This is a genomic window from Paraburkholderia diazotrophica, from assembly GCF_900108945.1.
Classification (GTDB): Bacteria; Pseudomonadota; Gammaproteobacteria; order Burkholderiales; family Burkholderiaceae; genus Paraburkholderia; species Paraburkholderia diazotrophica.
This window is the reverse complement of record NZ_FNYE01000073.1, coordinates 1-15,367: the sequence shown is the minus strand read 5'-3', so window position 1 is coordinate 15,367 and position 15,367 is coordinate 1. Positions and strand designations below refer to the sequence as shown.

The following is a 15,367-nucleotide window of genomic DNA, read 5'->3' as shown; positions in this document are numbered from 1 at the left end:
TGAGGTTGACCCGGTTCAGCGGACAGATCTGCAGTCAGAGATTGAATGTGATTTAGCCTCCATTGGGCGTTGAGCAGCGGGTTGTCCACGGACGGGCAGCGGGGCGCCTCTCTCGCCCATGACGCTGCCCGGCGGTGGGCAACCCGCGATGCGATGTCGGTTGATGTGGCGCATGCAGGTTTTCAAATTCGAGCGGCGAGCAATAACCGATGCTGCTGTGCAGGCGGCGTACGTTGTACCAGCCTTCCAGGAATGAGAACACACTTCGACGCGCCTGTTCATGAGTTGCGAAGTGCTCGCACGACAGCAACTCTGCTTCAAGTGTGCCGAAGAACGACTCACACATCGCGTTGTCATAGGCGTCGCCGGCCGTCCCCATTGACGGTTGCACGCCGGCCTCGCGACAACGTCGGCCGAAGGCAATGGACGTGTACTGGCAGCCTTGGTCCGAATGCAGAATCACACCCTCGTGGTGTCGCTGCAGCAGTGCCATGTCGAGCGCACGCAGCATCAGTTCCGTGTACAGATGGTTCGACATCGCCCAGCCCACAATGCGCCGGCTAAACACATCGAGCACCACAGCGAGATACAGAAACCCCTCGCCGGTTGGAATGTAGGTGGCATCTGCCACCCACAGCACGTTCGGCGCGTCGGCGCTAAAGTGCCGGCGTACCAGATCGGGTGCACGTCGTGCCCCCGCACGCGGCCGTGTGGTACGTGGCCAACGCCGGCGGCTGGCGCCACACAGGCCGGCCATGCGCATCAGACGCGCTATCCGCTTGCGCCCAACGTGCATGCCTTCGCGCGCCAGTTGCGCATGGATGCGTGGCGCGCCATACGTGCCGCGCGAACTCGCATGCAGCGTACGGATGCGTGCCAGCAGTTGTGCATCACTGCCAGCATGCTGCGATGGCTCGCGTATCAGCCACGCGTAATAGCCGCTCGTCGAGACCCCGAGCAGCCGCGCCATCGTGGCTATGGGCCAGCGGGCCCGGTTCGCTTTCATGAATCCGTACCCTTCGGTGGCACGGTTCCCGTCTCCCGCGCGAACCAGGCCGCCGCGTGAGAGAGGATGTCGCGCTCCATTTTTAACTGGCGATTCTCACGGCGCAGCCGCGTAAGTTCCTGCCGCTCGGCCGTGGTCAGCCCGTCATGACGCACCCCCGCATCACGATCGGCTTGCGCAACCCAGTTGGTGATGGTCTGCGCCGTCGGTTCGAACTCGCGCGCGAGTTCCTGCGGTGTACGCCCGGCCTTGACCAGTTCCACCATCTGCGCCCGGAATTCCGCCGGGTACGGTGTGCGAGTCTTGCCCATTTCGGCACCTCCTGTAAAAGGATAGGTGTCCGTTTTTGCGGGTCAACTTCACGGGCGAGCTCGAGGTGCTGCCGGGCAAGTCCACGTACACCTACGAAGGCAACTGGAAGCTGCAGAACGAAAACGGCCTCGACGGGTACCACGTGAGCACGGTGCACTACAACTACGTCGCCACGGTGCAGCACCGCCACGAATCGAACGCCCAGAAGGGCGGTGCGACAAGCGGAACGCTCGACTACAGCAAGCTCGGCGCGGGCGATTCCGAGACCGACGACGGCTGGTTCGCATTCAGGAACGGCCATAGCGTGCTGTTCAGCGACATGCCGAACCCCAATGTGCGTCCGGGCTACGGCAGCGTCATGCCGCGCCTCGTCGAGGCACAGGGGCAGCAGAAGGCCGAATGGATGATGCATCGCCTGCGCAACCTGAACATCTATCCGAGCCTCTTTTTCATGGACCAGATCAGCTCCCAGCTTCGCATCGTGCGTCCGGTCGCCTGGAACAAGACTGAGGTCACCAGCCAGTGCATCGGCGTGAAGGGCGAATCGGATCAGGATCGCGAGAGCCGTATTCGGCAGTTCGAAGACTTCTTCAATGTTTCGGGCATGGGCACGCCGGACGATCTCGTGGAGTTCCGCGAGCAGCAACGCGGCTTCCAGGCGCGCCTCGAGCGCTGGAGCGACATCTCTCGCGGGCACCACAAGTGGGTGGCAGGCGAGACGGCAAATACGCGCCTGCTCGGCATCGAACCTGTGCTATGCGGCACGGAGCTGACCCACGAGGGGCTTTACGTTAACCAGCACGGTGCGTGGCAGACCTACCTCATGAAGGGGCTCGCACAGAAGTCGAACGTTACGAAGGAGGCCTGAACCATGTCCGTCGCCCTGCAACAATCGGTCGAGCAGTTTCTCTATCGCAAGGCCGAGCTCTGCGACGCGCAGAGCTGGGACGAGTACCTCGCCCTCTTCGACGAGAACAGCGAATTCCACGTACCCCAGTGGGACTCCGAGCACGTGTACACGACCGACCCGAAGCGCGGCATGTCGCTCATCTACTATGCGAACCGCACGGGGCTCGAGGATCGCGTGTTCCGCCTGCGCACGGGAAAGTCGGCGGCGTCGACGCCGCTGCCGCGTACGCTGCACCAGATCACCAACGTCCGTATTTCGGAGCGCGAACGCGGCGAGCTGGAAGTCAAGGCCAACTGGGCCACGTTCTACGCCCGGCATGGCGTTGCCGAGCATTTCTTTGGACACGTCACCTACCAGCTGCGCCCAGCCGGCGAGACCTGGAAAATCGCTCGCAAGCACGTGCTCCTGCTGAACGACACGATCAACGCAGTGCTCGATTTCTACCATCTGTAAGCGGGAGTGCCACGAGATGAGCCACAAGGTTGCCTTCAGTTTTGCCGATGGCAAGACGGCGTTCTTTGATGTCCGAGCGGGTGAACTCCTGCTCGACGCCGCACTGCGCAATGGCGTCAACATCCCGCTCGACTGCCGTGAGGGCGTGTGTGGAACCTGCCAGGGACGCTGCGAATCGGGTAGCTATACGCAGGACTATGTCGACGAAGAGACGCTGTCTGCCGACGACCTCGCTGCGCGCAAGATCCTGTCCTGCCAGACGCGCGTGCAATCCGATGCGTCCTTCTACTTCGACTTCGATTCGAGCCTGTGCAGCGCCGGCGGCACGACGCTGCTCACTGGCAAGGTCACGGCTGTGAAGCAGGTTTCAGAAACGACGGCGATCCTGCATCTGGACGCGAGTGCTCATCCCGGGCGGCTCGATTTTCTGCCCGGGCAGTATGCTCGTCTGAAGGTGCCAGGCGCGGACGTTTGGCGATCCTATTCGTTCGCGCACCGGCCCGAGGACAGCAACCAGATCCGGTTCCTGATCCGTCTGCTGCCCGACGGCGCGATGAGCAACTATATGCGCGAGCGCTGCCAGCCGGGCCAGATGGTCGAGTTCGAGGCGCCGCTGGGCACGTTCTATCTACGCGAGGTGGCGCGGCCGCTGGTGATGGTCGCAGGCGGTACGGGCCTGTCCGCATTTCTGGGCATGCTCGACGATCTCGCTCACAAGGGCGGCTGTGGCCAGAGGGTCCATCTGTACTATGGTGTGACCAACGCGCGGGATCTATGCGAGCTCGATCGTTTGAAGTCCTACGAGGAGCGCATCCCGAACTTCGCGTGCGATATCGTTGTGATGAATCCCTCTGAAGCATGGCAGGGCAAGATGGGGCTCATTCCCGAACATTTCGACCGCGGGATGCTCGAAGCGAACCCGTTCGACATGTATGTTTGCGGACCGCCGCCGATGGTTGAGGCAATAAAGACGTGGCTTGCAAGCGAACGACTGGAAGGCCGTCTCTATTACGAAAAGTTCGGGGACAGCAACAGTGCGCAGTCATCCGCCTGACGCTGCTGATGCCGGGGCGCCTTGGGGTGTTCCGGTATTTTGTCTCGGCACGGGGTGGATTACCATTGAGCATTCGTCAATCCTCCCGTGAAACGCCATGCCTTCCCCCGCCTTCAACGACAGTCGAGGTATTGACGCGCTGAGTCGAGATCTTCAGGGCGCGCGGGACTGGATGGCGTCGATTTGCGGGCCCCATGGGCTGCAGGTACGCAGCCCGAAGGAACTGCAATTCCATCATTCTGGAACGGTGATGCGTTCCATGGCCAGCACGCTGGGGTATGTGGAGTACGGTACTGATGTCACCGTCTCGGTGCACAATGACGCACCGCTCAACAGCTATAGCGTCAGCCTGCCACTCACCGGCCAGCAGGAGCTCGCCGCGCAGGGCCGCCTGTGGCTGTCGGACCAGGACAGGGGCCTCGTTCTGTCGCCGCATGAGACGCAGGACCTTGCGATCATGGGCAACTGTCGCAAGATCATCGTTTCGATTCCGATTCCGGCCCTGCGTCAGGTGCTTGAGGGACTTCTGCAACGCCCGCTCGACGCTGCGTTGACCTTTGAGCCACAGATGAATGCCGCCGAAGGCGACCAGGCGGCCTGGTGGCGCATGGTCAAGTTCCTGCTGGCCGAGATGGGACAGGCGGGGCCGTTGCTCAATCATCAGCAGATGGCAGGGGATCTCGAGCAGGCACTGATCAAAGGGCTGCTGCTTGCTCAGCCGCATAACTACACACAGGCGCTTGCCGAGGCGATGCGGCCTTCGTGTCCGCACTATTTGTTGCGCGCGAAGCAGTTCATTCTCGACAACGCGCGTGAAGATATCGCGCTCGAAGACATCGAGCGTGCAGCGGGTGTGTCGCGCTACAAGCTGTTCGAGGGCTTCCGGCAGCACTTTGGACTTGCGCCCATGGCCTGGTTGAAGAGGCACCGGCTCGAAGCGGTGCGGCGCGACATGCTCTCGGACTGCTCGGAGCGCAACGTGTCTTCCATTGCAATGAACTGGGGATTTTCACATCTCGGCCGATTTTCCAACGACTACAAGCAGCTCTTCGGCGAAACGCCATCTCAGACACTCAAGCGCGCTTCAAGACGTTAGATCGTCCGGCTTCGAGACAAGCGAAGGCTGTGTCGACGGACGGGGGCTCGCGCCTGGGCATCAAGGCGACGTGCGCCGCTTGACGAGGCAAGCTATGCGTCGTGGCACGGCGTGCAGGCAGGTGCACGACATGCGATCAGGGTTCTGTGCACTGTCAATGCAGCACGGCACTGAGCAGCAGGGAAGGGATTCACCGTGTGGGGACTAACGAATGCCTCTACAAGCATTCGCGTGCGCCATACCGGCAGACTCGACTCCAGCCGGCGTGCATGGCGCGAACTCTCCATCAGCGTGTCACTGGAAATGATGCACGTAGCGCAGCACCAGGCGCGTTCCTTCGGGCCGGTTGCGCGCACCCGCCTCGAAATAGGCATTAAACATCAGGTGGTCGTGCCGGGAGAAGCTGTACATCGCCCCCGGGCCGATCGCCCACACCGCTTCACGCTGCCCGGACACGTTCTGGCCATTCACCTTCATGTCGGTAATCTGGCGCAACCAGTAGCCGTTGAGGCCGATCCGCAGGCCGGGCGTCACCTCGTATTCCATGGCGATGTTGGCGTGCAGCGCCTGTCCTGCCTGTGATGAAGTCACACCTTCCCCCAGGCCTTGATAGGGCCGATTGTTCGTGGCATTCCAGAGGTAGTGCAGCCGCCAGGAAACCGTCCACTTCGGATTAATCCAGACTGTCGCGGCCCAGTACGGATCGATCGACCAGAAATTGCTGCCTGGGTTGATCGCCTTGCTCGGGTCATAGGCACCCGTAGGTGCAATGATCTGGAATTCGAAGCGCTGCACAAAGCGAGGACCATTCGAGCCCATGATCGGATCGAACTGGATGAACGACCCGATGAGCACATCGCCGAAACCCGTGCGTGCGTTCAGCGCCACGTCGCCCATGCCGTCGTCGGTATGCGCCGATGCGACCCACGGCAAGATCACGTCAAGGCCCGGATGCGCGCCCGCAATCTTGAACGGCGACTGGTACACGAGCTGCGTGAGGCCCGCAAAGATATCGACGTTCTGCTTCGGCAAAGGGATCTTGTTGCCAGCATTGTCGTTGATCCGGCTTGCCGTGTAGTACTCGAGGTACTGCGTCGCGTACCAGCCAGAGCCCGCCGGCGGTGCACCATCGAGGAAGCTCGTGAAGCCGAGGTTGACGTTGGGCAGGTCGCCAGCTATTGCCGATCCGGTCTTCAAGAGTCCAGATAGAGCGAAGCAGTAGAGCAGCATGCGGGACGTGGAGCGCTTCATGCGGTAACCTTATAAATATGTAATGCTAAATAATATGATTAAATTGATTCCGGATTATTGGTTACCGCGCCGTATTGCCCGGAATGGAAGACCAGCGGCGCGTGGCCCTCTGCTTCGAAATGCTCGATCTGCCCGATAAAAATCAGGTGATCGCCGCCTTCGTGCTGCGCCAGGTTGCGACACACGAAGTGCGCGCTGCAGCCGTCGAGCACCATGGTGCCGCCAAGGCTTTCACGGCAGGCGACGCCGACGTACTTGTCGGGCGACGGTTTCGAAAAGCGGCGCGACAGATCGGTCTGGTCTTCGGCCAGCACGTTAATCGCGAAGTGGCCCGCGCGGACGAAATCCGCGCAACTGGGTGAAGTCTTGCCGATACTCCAGATCACGAGCGGTGGATCGAGCGACAGTGACGCGAACGAGTTTGCGGTCAGACCGATCTTGCGGCCATCCCGTGCGGCGGCTGTGATGACAGTAACGCCCGTCGGATACTGGCCAAAGGCGTTGCGCAATTGCCGCATCGTATTGAGCTGGTCATCGGGTTTCGCGGCAGTGGATCCGAGCGTGCTGCACATGAGCTTTCTCCTTTTCGTGTTCATTACGCGGCACGCGCGGCGTGTTCGTCGATCAGCGCCATGCAGGAGGTCGGATCAAACCACCACGGCGAGAACGTGCGCGGGTCGTCGAAGCCGTTGGCAATCGTCGAGGCCAGCGAAGGAAACTGACCGGCCGCGCCGAGCAACTCGAGAATGTGCGGTGGCGGTGGCGTGAGCAGTGAGTTCGTCCACTTGACGACCTCTTTCGCGTACGACCAATAACGGTCGAAAGTCTGCTGCATCCAGTCCTCGCTGAAGGCAGCGCTGTTGCGCTCGAGAATGGCATCGAGATAGACCTTCGTGCACTTGGCAGCATTGTTCGAACCCTGGCCTGTAATCGGATCGTTCACGACGATCGCATCTGCCATGCCGAACACGGTCTTGCCGGAGGGCAGCCTGAAGTATGGATTGCGCACAGTCGGCGCAAAGCGGCCGCTCAACACGCCGTTGGGGTCGGTCAGTTCTACGTTTGCGCAGCGCTCGGCTTCCCACGGCAGATATTGGCGGAGAAAGGCCAGACCGGTCTCGAGATGCTGCTCGGGTGTCTTGACGCCTGCCCAGCAATCGAGCCGACCGCCGGGAATGCCTTCGAACACCATGATTTCGCACGGACCATTCGTGGTCAGAGCGGGGAAGGCAAAGTACTCGCCCACGCCCGGAATCAGATTGAAGCGTACGCGCGAGTAGGGCGCCGACGGCGTCATGCCCTTTACGTAGGTCAGCGCGAGAGCGCGCTGCGGCTTGTCGAAGGGGCTGCGTTCAGCGTTGCGGCCCAGCAGGTTAACGATCTCGCCCTTGCCGGCTGCCAGAAGCACGAGGTCATGGCTCCTTGCGAGCTCTTCCATTTCAGGTACGCCGACGTCGCAGATTCGCACATCGGCACCACGTTGGACGACGGCTTCGAGCCAGGCCGACATCTTGACGCGCTGATCGACGGATTGTGCCGGCCGGGTCAGGCGCGCGGACCAGTCGATGATCTTGCGGCCCGGCAGGTCCGGATGCGGCACCGCGAAGCCAATCCCCTCCACGGGAGGGCAGGACGCGTCCCACCAGTTCAGGCCGAGATCGCGCTCGATCTGCAGAGAGGCGTTGAACATGCACTGACTCGACATGACCTTGCCGGTGCGGATTTGCTGTGCATCGCGATTGGTCGCAAGCGTGACTTCATAGTCGCGGTCGAGCAGGGAGAGCGCCAGTTGCAGACCAGACTGGCCGGCGCCGACGATGGCAATTTTTCTCATAACGAATACCTCGAGGTCGATACGTCAGGGAAGAGTGTTTGCGAAGTGACGGGTCTTACTCAGCCAGCCTCGGAATAGCCGGCACAGCCTGTTCGGGGCCCATCGCCGAATAGCCACCATCGACAGCGTAATCGGCCCCGGTCACGAAGCTGGCTGCATCGCTGCACAGGAAGGTGACGACATGCGCGATTTCCTCCGGGTTACCGACGCGTCCAAGCAGATGAAAGGGCGCGGCCACGCGGTCAGTCTTTGCGCGATCGCCATGCGTGAGTTCGTCCATCACGCGCGACCAGGTCCAGCCGGGCGAAACCGAATTCACGCGGATCCTGTCCTGGGACAGGTCCATCGCCATGTTGCGTGTGAGTGCCTTGAGCGCGGCTTTCGAGGTCGGGTAGAGCCAACGCCCCGTTTGAGCGCACTCGGCCGAGATCGAACTGAAATTGACGATCGATCCGCCGCCGCGCTTGACCATATACGGATGCACGGCCTTGACCAGCATGACCGCCGAGATCACGTTTACGTTCATCGCGGCGAGCCAGTCGTTTCGGCCTGCCCGCATGCCGTTGTCCACATAGCTGCAGGCCAGATTGACGAGGATGTCGATGCCGCCGAACTGCCGCGCGGTTCTTGCAACCGCTTGTTCCAGCGCGCTGTCGCTGGTGATGTCGGTTTCGATGAAGAGACCGTTGGCGCCGAGTGTCTCGGCTACGCGTTTGCCGTGCTGAACGTCGATATCGAGCACGACAACGCTGGCGCCGGCGGCAGCGAGATCCCGGGCGACAGCCGCGCCGATCAGCGTGGCGCCACCCGTCACGATGGCGGTTTTGCCTGCGAGTGAGGTCATGATGGCTTGCTCCATATTCTTGAGAGGATGATTCGGTCAGTTCGCGTCGTTGGCGGGGACGCTGTCCTGCCAGCGCTTCATCAGCGTGTTCGATGGGAGCGTTTCGTCGAGTAGTTTGCGGGCGGTATCAGCGCCTGTTGTGGGCAGTCCGCTCGGGTCGAGCAGGCCAATCTGCACCAGCACGCTGGCCTGGTCCCAGTAGATGTGCTCGTGGTAGAGCTTGTCGCCGCGAAATTTCACCACGGCAAGCAGCGGAATCTCGACGCGCTTGCCCGTCGGCGCAATGCCGGGCAGCATCCAGTCGATTTCGGTGGTATGCGTGAAGCAGAACAGCGTTTCGTCGACGATCTGCGTTGCGCCGATGGTGCGCGAAACCGGGATGATCGTCGTATCGGGCGGATTGGCGTGCACGAAGTGGTGGCGGTAGAAGCGCTTCAACTCGGTGTAGCCCACGCCGCCCGTGAGCGTCGGAATATGGTTGACGTAGGGCTCGGCCACCATCGTCGCCATCGTGGCATCCACGTCGCGCGTCGCAAATTCGTGGGCGAGGTGTGCCTCCCACAGTGCAGAAAGATCGTATTGCGGCCCTATCGTCTTGCGAAACGCGGCTACCGCGCGCTCGTGCGCCATCATGGCCGAGGGCTTGTCAAAGTGGTCGCCCTCCTTACGGGCGAACGCGTGATCGACGCCCGGATAGACATACACTTCGACATTTTCGTTGCGGCCCAGCGCGGCCGTGATCTGCTGCTGCGCGTCGGCCGGGCAGAAGCGATCGAGCGCCGCGATATTCAGGACGACGCGCCCCTTGATGTTCGCCGCTTCGTCCAGTGCCTGTTCAATACCCACGCCGTAGTAGCTGACCGCGCAAGCCACGGGAAGACGGCAGGCCGCGAGCCAGGCCAGTTTGCCGCCCAGGCAGAACCCGAGCACGCCGACCTCGCCGCGGCATTCGGGCAATGTCCGGAGTACGGCGAGTGTCGCGCCGATATCTTCGACACCCTGGTTTTCGTCGTATTGCTGATAGAGCTCAGACGCACGCGCAAAGCCGACTTCCGTATAACCGAGTTCGATGCCCGCTTCGACGCGCCAGAACAGGTCGGGCACCAGCACCGTGTAGCCTTCCTCGGCGTAGTAGTCGGCCACGTCGCGCATGGTCGCGTTGACACCGAAGATCTCCTGGCACAGCACAATACCCGGCCCCGTGCCACTTGCAGGAGTTGCCAGGTAGGCCCGGAACGCGCCGCCTTCCGGTGCGGGAATATCGATGTATCTTCCTTTCATTGTGGGCTCTCCACCAGGGTTGCGTCTCGAATGCCCCCAGTGTTCTGCGACAAAACAATGGGCTCTATCCGTTTCATCCAATGGGTATCCGCGGAATCCAGAAACGTGCGTAACGAGGGAAAACCCCTGCCAGGCGGGCGAGGGTAATTGAGGATGGCTGCCGCAGCAGGGCAGGCCTACAGTACGCAGCGGCCGGCAGAGGGCCAGTTCCTGTGCCTTTAACGGCGCCCGGCTTGCTGGAGGCTTCCGGAGCGAGGAAACTACCCGAATCTCCCGCGCGACTATCCGCTTCCTTCAGACGGTTCGTGGAGTCGGGGAAAACCGCGCACGGATCGGGTGCGCGCAAACGTTCTTGGAGCGCTTCTATGGAGCATCTTCCCGCTGCGAATGTGCTGGTCGGCGCGGCCTGCTTCAACAGCGACACCCTGTTGCTCGAATCGGGCGACCTTAACGAGGTGCGCGAGTGCGTCGGCTCAGTGTTCAAGCCTCACAAGCTCGCGCTGCCGGGCGCTTCACACCAGTTGCCGAGCCGCATGTACCACGCCCGGCACGGGAGCCTGTCGCTCAATCTGCTCCACTATGACGGCGACGTGACGATCGATCCCGAACGTCTCGACAGCTTCTTCCTGTTGCAGATCCCCGTGAGCGGCGGTGCTGAAATCGAATGCGGGGGGCGCCGTTTCGATTCGTCGCCAACCGTTGCGTCGCTCGTGTCGCCGACGCTGCCCTTGCGGATGCGCTGGATTCGTTGTCCGCAGGTCGTGCTGCGCATCGAGCGCGAAGCGATCGAGCGCCACTGCTCTCGCCATTTCGGCACCGAAGAGCGCGGAGCGGTGGAGTTCGAGCCTGCATTCGAACTAGCTTCACCATCGGGCATGTGCCTGTTGCCACTGCTTTCGGTGCTGGGGAATGCATTGAGCGATCCGGCGCACCCGCTGCGTCATCCACTGGCCTACGAGCAGTTCGAGTCGACCTTGCTCAACGCGCTCGTCTATGGGCAGCCCAACACAGCGCGCAGTGGCGCGCGGCCCTCGCGCGGACCGCTTGCGCCGTTCTACGTGAAGCGGGTCGAGGAATACGTCCGCTTACATGTGCATGAACCCCTGACCATTGAGCGGCTCGCCGAGTTCGCAGGCGTAAGTGCAAGCACGCTGTTTTCCGGCTTCCGCAATTGCCACGGCGTAAGCCCGATGGCTTGGGTGCGTCAGCTGCGTCTTGAGCGTGTGCGCGACGAACTACGTGGCGCGGCGGCTGAACCGGTTTCCGTTACAGACGTTGCGCTCAAATGGGGGTTCGCCCACCTTGGCCGGTTCGCAATGGAGTACAAACGGATGTTTGGCGAATCGCCATCGGTCTCGCTACGAAACCGTTCCGGCTAGGCGAACGGCAGACAGACCGCGAGCGTCTCGTAGATTTAACATAAATCAAACTATCGAGTCGATAGAAATCCTAATTAATGGTAGCAGCCAGTTTGAAATGAGGCTGTGACATTTCTGGGGGTAAGGTTACATGTTAGAAGCGCGAAGTCAGATCATTCTTCCACAACATGAGTGAGTGGGCATATTTTGAAAGGGGGAGATGGTTTTCTCACTTTTCCGTGACGTCAGGCCCGGCAAGGTGAGGATTTCCAGGCATTGAGGATGTCCGCACTGGATAAGTCGTGGGTTGCTCGGCCCACGAGGGCGATGCCCCGAAAACATCGAGCCAGTTCGCCGGTGAAGGTATTCAACTGGCAGGGCTAAGCCAACGTTCTTTACCCGCGTAATCCTCGGAGCGTCACGGCGTATTGCTCGTTGACAGTTGCACTGTCGCCAACCGGCCGCCCGCAAACGGGTCTTGACTCCAATCGACACCCGGACGTGCCGCAGGTGGCGATTGCGCTGCGCAGTTCACGGCGAAATGCTCGATTGACTGGCCCGCGCTGATGGCCTGTTTGAGCCATTGTGGCGTCTCCCCTTCGCCCGACCACGTCTCTCCTGCGGCACTGCGATATTTTGCGGATTTCTGCTGGATCTGGTCCCGGGCTATGGCTGCCGCGAGATCGTCCGGCTCAATTCCGAATTCGGCCATTCTACGGCGCAGGTAAGCGACCATGCTGTCCCGCTTTCGCTCGTCCATTATGTCTTCCTCTTTGAATGATATTGCGCGAGGTGTGTTCGCGTGCTTTTCGCAATCCCTGTGCCTCCAGGATACCACTGCTGAGTCGGCGCTCATATTGTCGTGCGGTCAATAGCCCATCTGTGTAGTTATGTGGCATAGTGCGGCCATTACTGACAACGGGGAGAAATATAAATGGCGACACTCGAGAAACTTCAGGCGCGAATCGCGAAGCTGCAGACCCAGGCCGAAGCGCTGGCTGCAAAACAGTCGTCTGGCGTAATCGCAAAGATTCGCGACATGATGGAGCGATACGACCTGACGATTGCCGACATCGAAGCGCATGTTGGTGGTGCCCGGAAGCGTGGCCGGAAGCCGGGCGTCAAGATTGCGACCGGGGCGCTCGGCACCGGCAGAACGAAGTCGGCGGCCGGTGCGAAGGGCAAACTGCCACCCAAATACCGTGACCCGAAAACTGGCGCCACGTGGAGCGGTCACGCGCGTCCGCCCCAGTGGATTGCAGGCGCAAAGGACCGCACAAAGTTCCTGATTGACGGCAGTAGCGTGGTGTCCAATGTGGAGGCCGTGAAAAGGTCCAAAGCTGCAGCCAAAGCGACTGGCGAGGCGGTGGCGAAGGGGAAACTGCCGCCCAAATATCGCAACCCCGAGACCGGAGAAACATGGAGCGGTCATGCCCGGCCGCCGGCATGGATCAAGGACGTCAAGGACCGGGACGCATTCCTGATTGCAGCGAGCCAGGGGGCGACGGCGCCGAAGGCGGCTGCAGCCCGGAAGGCTCCCGCGAAAAAAGCGGCCGCGAAGAAGCTCGCGACGAAGACGCCCGCTACCAGGAAAGCGACCGCAAACAAACCGGTCGCCAAAAAGCTGGCGGTGAAGAGGGTTGCGCCGACTGCCAGGAAGGCGACGGCCGGGAAGCCCGCTATCAAAAAGTCTGCGGCGACCAAGGCAGCGGCCAAAAAGGTTGTCGCGAGGAAACGGGCTGCCAGCGCGATTGCTGGTGCCCAGGCTCCCGCGGCGGTAACTGAGACTGCAAGCGTGCCGACCTCGGCCTGATTGCGGTCGCCCTATCGGTGAGGTGATGCAGCCATCACCGGGCGGGACGCACGAGTCCCGCGCGGGTCAATCGCAAACGATCTAGGGAGGCACGCATAGTAGGTCGGATGCCGGCTTACGTGTGCAACCCACGGACGATTGCCGTGATACCCCGCGCCTTTACTGCAATAGCCTTCGACGGTAGTTCTTCGAGTCGGAAGGTAAGGGCGGCATCTGCCCGCTGATCGGCCATATCTGACCTTCAGGTATCGCGTCCGTCAGGCCGTAACGAGTCGCTTTGCCGACATTCGCAGTTCGGCCGCGGCGAACGTCAGCGTTCACTGCTAGCGAATGCGTACTTGCGACCTATTTCGTTGAAAAACTGCGCTTTCGCGCGCGGGCACGGTGATATTTGGTCATGCAATCGACGCGCTCAGCGCTCTTTCCGATCGCGCGGCTTCTGCGCATCGTTTCGCGATGCGTATCAAGCGGCCGCTGCCGCCATTTCTTCCTGCTTTGGCATCAACCACTTCGCCATTCGTCTCAGATTCTGCGCAGTTGCAGCCAGCAAGAACTCGTCATGGGCACCTGACGGACCTCGCAGTCGGAGACGATCCAGCTTCATGACGCGTTTGAGGTGAGCAAACAGGATCTCAACCTTCTTGCGGTCCTTGCGTGACTGCCTGTATGCCGGTGTTTTCGCAATAGCCCTTGCCTTATCGCGTGCTGATTCGTGGACGCTTCGGGCAATCTTTCGTATTGGCGTGTTCGGACAGCATTGATCTTTCAATGAACATCCAGCGCAGTCCAACTGGCTTGACCGATAGACGACCGTGTTGGCCTTTGTGATGTGCGTTCGCGGATTCTTGAATGGACGCCGTTCGCTGCGCAATGCATGTCCAGCCGGGCAGCGATACTCATTGCTTTGCCCGAGCCACTGGAAATCGCTGTTCGCGAAGGTTTCGTCGCCACGCGTTCCTTTCTCCAACACTGGGACATGCGGCTCGATCGCCTTGTCATTGATCATCCAGGCAAGCATCGCCGCAGTGCCATATGCGGTGTCACCCACCAGACGTTGTGGCTTGAGACGAAAACGCTGTTCGACCCGATCAATCATGGTCCTGGTCGAGTCCACCTCCTGTGTGCGGTATGCGGGAGTGGCCTCGACATCGACGATGATTCCCGCCTGCAGATCAATCAGGTAGTTGGCCGAGTAGGCATAGAACGCTGGGCCACCGGGTGCAGCTGTCCAACGTGCAGCAGGATCGGTTAGCGAAATGTTCTTTGGTGGCGTAACGGATTCCTGCGATGGCTCCATGGCTTGGGCGTCAGTGTCGTTCGCGTCGAGCGTCGCCAGATACTCACGCACTGCACGGCTGGGCCCTTCGCCACGACTCCAGTCGATCGCTTCAGTCCCGGCGATGCCTCGAGTGCGATTGGCGTCGGCTTTGATAACACTGGCATCGATCGCGAACCCTTCACCACCTACGAGGCCTTCGCTCATGCAGCGGCGTAAAACTGACTCGAATACATGGCGCAGCATATCGCTGTCGCGAAACCGGCCATGGCGATTCTTTGAAAACGTTGAGTGATCGGGAACCGGATCTTCAAGGCCGAGGCGGCAAAACCAGCGATACGCCAGGTTCAGATGGACTTCCTCACACAGGCGCCGTTCGGAGCGGATGCCGAAGCAGTAGCCGACGATCAGCATGCGAATCATCAACTCTGGATCGATCGAAGGGCGTCCCGTATGACTGTAAAACGACGCCATGTGCTGACGGAGGTCTCCGGCATCGAAGAACTGATCTATACCGCGTAACAGATGGCCCTTCGGAACATGATTGTCTGGCGACAATTGCCTCTGCCGGTAGCGACAACTAGATTTGCCGGTTTCCGGCGGCCGAACTGTTGAGGTTCGGGTCGTCGCTATCATGCGGCTCCTTGCGGAGCCGGCATGAAAAAAGACGGAGAAATCAAATTGTTGCGGGAAGAACGACGGAAAGGGGTAACCCAGAAACTGGCTGCAGCGCGTACGGGGATGAGCGAGCGCACAGCCCGCAAATACGAACGTGCTGGGAAGTTGCCCAGCCAGATGAAGAAGCCGCGCACGCATCGAACGCGCGAGAACCCGTTTAGCCTGGACTGGCCATGGGTCGAGGAGCAACTCCAGCGGGAT

The 15,367-nt window shown here is 60.9% G+C and carries 13 protein-coding genes and 2 pseudogenes; 7 read left to right on the top strand and 8 right to left on the bottom strand.

Translation table 11 applies throughout. The features are described 5' to 3' along the window. Positions 1-172 precede the first annotated feature (172 nt). A pseudogene (locus BMW76_RS39005) lies at positions 173-1,317 on the bottom strand (IS3 family transposase); the annotation flags it as partial. 50 nt (positions 1,318-1,367) lie between these two features. On the opposite strand from BMW76_RS39005, the pseudogene BMW76_RS39000 reads away from it, so the two are divergent. The 4 genes and pseudogenes from BMW76_RS39000 to BMW76_RS38985 all read left to right on the top strand — a co-directional run. Then, a pseudogene (locus BMW76_RS39000) lies at positions 1,368-2,186 on the top strand (SRPBCC family protein); the annotation flags it as partial. A 3-nt stretch (positions 2,187-2,189) separates the two neighbouring features. Beyond that, on the top strand, positions 2,190-2,681 hold the full coding sequence (gene antB / locus BMW76_RS38995; protein ID WP_090874033.1) for an anthranilate 1,2-dioxygenase small subunit: 492 nt from the start codon (positions 2,190-2,192) through the stop codon (positions 2,679-2,681). Positions 2,682-2,697: 16 nt separating this feature from the next. Further along, on the top strand, positions 2,698-3,735 hold the full coding sequence (antC, locus tag BMW76_RS38990; RefSeq protein ID WP_090874032.1) for an anthranilate 1,2-dioxygenase electron transfer component AntC: 1,038 nt from the start codon (positions 2,698-2,700) through the stop codon (positions 3,733-3,735). A gap of 97 nt (positions 3,736-3,832) precedes the next feature. Continuing rightward, a complete protein-coding gene (locus BMW76_RS38985) occupies positions 3,833-4,831 on the top strand; it encodes an AraC family transcriptional regulator (protein ID WP_090874031.1) in 999 nt (332 codons plus the stop codon). 294 nt (positions 4,832-5,125) lie between these two features. Here BMW76_RS38985 and BMW76_RS38980 read toward each other — a convergent pair whose 3' ends face one another. Genes BMW76_RS38980 through BMW76_RS38960 form a run of 5 tightly spaced genes read right to left on the bottom strand, consistent with a single transcriptional unit; the run spans position 5,126 to position 10,041 of the window. Then, entirely contained in the window at positions 5,126-6,061 is a 936-nt protein-coding gene (locus BMW76_RS38980; protein WP_407669086.1) for a SphA family protein, read from the bottom strand. Positions 6,062-6,120: 59 nt separating this feature from the next. After that, a complete protein-coding gene (locus BMW76_RS38975; RefSeq protein WP_090874029.1) occupies positions 6,121-6,654 on the bottom strand; it encodes a flavin reductase family protein in 534 nt (177 codons plus the stop codon). A 23-nt stretch (positions 6,655-6,677) separates the two neighbouring features. Continuing rightward, complete coding sequence (locus tag BMW76_RS38970) at positions 6,678-7,916, bottom strand: styrene monooxygenase/indole monooxygenase family protein (protein ID WP_090874028.1); 1,239 nt, start codon at positions 7,914-7,916, stop codon at positions 6,678-6,680. 55 nt (positions 7,917-7,971) lie between these two features. After that, on the bottom strand, positions 7,972-8,760 hold the full coding sequence (locus BMW76_RS38965) for an SDR family oxidoreductase (RefSeq protein WP_090874034.1): 789 nt from the start codon (positions 8,758-8,760) through the stop codon (positions 7,972-7,974). Between the two features lie 36 nt (positions 8,761-8,796). Then, positions 8,797-10,041 carry a dienelactone hydrolase family protein gene (locus BMW76_RS38960; protein WP_090874027.1) on the bottom strand — a complete coding sequence of 415 codons (1,245 nt, stop codon included), beginning with the start codon at positions 10,039-10,041 and terminating at the stop codon, positions 8,797-8,799. A 365-nt stretch (positions 10,042-10,406) separates the two neighbouring features. Between BMW76_RS38960 and BMW76_RS38955 the strand changes: the two genes are divergently transcribed. Beyond that, the gene (locus BMW76_RS38955) at positions 10,407-11,420 is read left to right on the top strand and encodes an AraC family transcriptional regulator (RefSeq protein WP_090874026.1); all 1,014 of its coding nucleotides are present in this window, start codon (positions 10,407-10,409) and stop codon (positions 11,418-11,420) included. A gap of 397 nt (positions 11,421-11,817) precedes the next feature. On the opposite strand, the gene BMW76_RS38950 is transcribed toward BMW76_RS38955, so the two are convergent. Then, a complete protein-coding gene (locus BMW76_RS38950) occupies positions 11,818-12,159 on the bottom strand; it encodes an H-NS histone family protein (protein WP_090874025.1) in 342 nt (113 codons plus the stop codon). Positions 12,160-12,333: 174 nt separating this feature from the next. On the opposite strand from BMW76_RS38950, the gene BMW76_RS38945 reads away from it, so the two are divergent. Next, positions 12,334-13,212 (top strand): H-NS family nucleoid-associated regulatory protein, encoded by an 879-nt coding sequence (locus BMW76_RS38945; protein ID WP_090874024.1) that lies wholly within the window; start codon positions 12,334-12,336, stop codon positions 13,210-13,212. Between the two features lie 463 nt (positions 13,213-13,675). On the opposite strand, the gene BMW76_RS38940 is transcribed toward BMW76_RS38945, so the two are convergent. Further along, entirely contained in the window at positions 13,676-15,124 is a 1,449-nt protein-coding gene (locus BMW76_RS38940; RefSeq protein WP_245763576.1) for an IS1182 family transposase, read from the bottom strand. 21 nt (positions 15,125-15,145) lie between these two features. Between BMW76_RS38940 and BMW76_RS38935 the strand changes: the two genes are divergently transcribed. Next, positions 15,146-15,367: helix-turn-helix domain-containing protein (locus tag BMW76_RS38935; protein ID WP_143062423.1), on the top strand; the 222-nt coding region annotated here is incomplete at its 3' end.

What these genes read in the sequence shown, in the direction of transcription:
- BMW76_RS38985 (WP_090874031.1), top strand. Translation starts at nt 3,833, where the DNA reads ATGCCTTCCCCCGCCTTCAACGACAGTCGAGGTATTGACGCGCTGAGT.
- BMW76_RS38970 (WP_090874028.1), bottom strand. Translation starts at nt 7,916, where the DNA reads ATGAGAAAAATTGCCATCGTCGGCGCCGGCCAGTCTGGTCTGCAACTG.
- BMW76_RS38955 (WP_090874026.1), top strand. Translation starts at nt 10,407, where the DNA reads ATGGAGCATCTTCCCGCTGCGAATGTGCTGGTCGGCGCGGCCTGCTTC.
- BMW76_RS38975 (WP_090874029.1), bottom strand. Translation starts at nt 6,654, where the DNA reads ATGTGCAGCACGCTCGGATCCACTGCCGCGAAACCCGATGACCAGCTC.
- antC (WP_090874032.1), top strand. Translation starts at nt 2,698, where the DNA reads ATGAGCCACAAGGTTGCCTTCAGTTTTGCCGATGGCAAGACGGCGTTC.
- BMW76_RS38980 (WP_407669086.1), bottom strand. Translation starts at nt 6,061, where the DNA reads ATGCTGCTCTACTGCTTCGCTCTATCTGGACTCTTGAAGACCGGATCG.
- antB (WP_090874033.1), top strand. Translation starts at nt 2,190, where the DNA reads ATGTCCGTCGCCCTGCAACAATCGGTCGAGCAGTTTCTCTATCGCAAG.
- BMW76_RS38960 (WP_090874027.1), bottom strand. Translation starts at nt 10,041, where the DNA reads ATGAAAGGAAGATACATCGATATTCCCGCACCGGAAGGCGGCGCGTTC.
- BMW76_RS38965 (WP_090874034.1), bottom strand. Translation starts at nt 8,760, where the DNA reads ATGACCTCACTCGCAGGCAAAACCGCCATCGTGACGGGTGGCGCCACG.
- BMW76_RS38950 (WP_090874025.1), bottom strand. Translation starts at nt 12,159, where the DNA reads ATGGACGAGCGAAAGCGGGACAGCATGGTCGCTTACCTGCGCCGTAGA.
- BMW76_RS38940 (WP_245763576.1), bottom strand. Translation starts at nt 15,124, where the DNA reads ATGATAGCGACGACCCGAACCTCAACAGTTCGGCCGCCGGAAACCGGC.
- BMW76_RS38945 (WP_090874024.1), top strand. Translation starts at nt 12,334, where the DNA reads ATGGCGACACTCGAGAAACTTCAGGCGCGAATCGCGAAGCTGCAGACC.